Consider the following 1,660-nt stretch of genomic DNA (forward strand, 5'->3'; position numbering starts at 1 on the left):
TGCGCGGTATCGACCGTGAAGGCGTGGAACGTGGCCAGGTGCTGTGCAAGCCGAAGTCGGTGATGCCGCACACCAAGTTCGAGGCCGAGGCCTATATCCTGACCAAGGAAGAGGGTGGCCGTCACACGCCGTTCTTTGCCAACTACCGGCCGCAGTTCTATTTCCGCACCACCGACGTGACCGGCACGGTTCAGCTGCCCGAAGGCACCGAGATGGTGATGCCGGGCGACAACCTGAAGTTCAACGTCGAACTGATCGCGCCGATCGCGATGGAAGAAAAGCTGCGCTTCGCCATCCGCGAAGGCGGCCGCACGGTGGGCGCAGGCGTGGTCTCGAAGATCCTCGCCTGATCAAATACCGGCGCGCCCTTACCGGCGCGCCGCTGCTACCCTTGAAATAGAGCGAACCTATGGGACCGGTGCCGTTGCCGATCCTACGTTCCGAAGGAAAACGACATGCAAGGTCAAACCATCCGTATCAGGCTGAAAGCCTTCGATTACCGTGTGCTGGATGCCAGCACGCAGGAAATCGTCAACACCGCCAAGCGGACCGGCGCGCAAGTGCGCGGCCCGATTCCGCTGCCGAACAAGATCGAGAAGTTCACCGTTCTGCGTGGCCCGCACATCGACAAGAAGTCGCGCGACCAGTGGGAAATCCGGACGCACAAGCGCCTTCTCGACATCGTCGACCCGACACCGCAGACTGTGGACGCGCTGATGAAGCTCGACCTCGCTGCCGGCGTTGACGTCGAAATCAAAGTATAGGGAGGGCACCCTGATGCGCTCTGGCGTTATTGCAAAGAAGCTGGGCATGACCCGGCTGTTCCTGTCGGATGGCAAGCAGGTCCCGGTGACGGTGCTGCAGCTTGACAGCCTTCAGGTCGTCGCCCAGCGGACCAATGACAAGGACGGCTATACCGCTGTCCAGCTTGGTGCCGGTGTGGCCAAGGCCAAACGGACAACCGCTGCGCAGCGCGGCCATTTCGCGAAAGCGAACGTGGCCCCGAAGCGCAAGATCGCGGAGTTCCGCGTGACCCCGGATTGCCTGATCGATGTGGGTGCGGAAATCACCGCTGACCATTATCTTGCAGGGCAGTTCGTGGACGTTGCGGGCACCTCGCTTGGTAAGGGTTTCCAGGGTGCGATGAAGCGGCACAACTTCGGGGGCCTTCGCGCCTCTCACGGTGTGTCGGTGTCGCACCGCTCGCATGGGTCCACGGGCCAGTGCCAGGATCCCGGCAAGGTGTTCAAAGGCAAGAAGATGGCCGGTCACATGGGTGCCGTTCGTTCGACCACGCAGAACCTGCAGGTCATGCGCACCGATGCCGACCGTGGTCTGATCATGATCAAGGGCGCTGTCCCTGGATCGAAGGGCGGCTGGGTCACGATCAAGGATGCGGTCAAGAAAGCCGCGCCCGCCGGTCTGCCGCTGCCCGCAGCGGTGCGTTCGGTTGTTGTCGCTGCACCTGCTGTTGCCGAAGGGGGTGAAGCATGAAACTTGATGTGATCAAGCTGGACGGCAAGAAGGCCGGTTCCATCGATCTGAATGAGGCGCTGTTCGGCCTTGAGCCGCGCGCCGACATCCTGCACCGCGTGGTGCGCTGGCAGCGGGCGAAATCCCAGGCTGGCACCCACTCGACGCTGACCCGGGCCGAGGTTTC

Annotated in this window: 3 protein-coding genes and 1 pseudogene; all 4 read left to right on the forward strand. The window is 62.4% G+C overall.

The genetic code is table 11. The features are described from left to right. Positions 1–350 (forward strand): annotated as a pseudogene (gene tuf / locus RMO18_RS12680) (elongation factor Tu); the annotation flags it as partial. A gap of 105 nt (positions 351–455) precedes the next feature. Beyond that, positions 456–764: a 30S ribosomal protein S10 gene (rpsJ, locus tag RMO18_RS12685; protein WP_023666234.1), complete on the forward strand. Its 309-nt coding sequence runs from the start codon at positions 456–458 to the stop codon at positions 762–764. Between the two features lie 13 nt (positions 765–777). Then, complete coding sequence (rplC, locus tag RMO18_RS12690) at positions 778–1,494, forward strand: 50S ribosomal protein L3 (RefSeq protein WP_309666355.1); 717 nt, start codon at positions 778–780, stop codon at positions 1,492–1,494. After that, positions 1,491–1,660 (forward strand): 50S ribosomal protein L4 (gene rplD, locus RMO18_RS12695; RefSeq protein ID WP_309666356.1); only part of this gene is annotated, 170 nt, incomplete at its 3' end. The genes rplC and rplD, both read left to right, overlap by 4 nt.

It is taken from the genome of Tabrizicola sp. (assembly GCF_031377265.1).
Lineage (GTDB): Bacteria > Pseudomonadota > Alphaproteobacteria > Rhodobacterales > Rhodobacteraceae > JAUYQR01.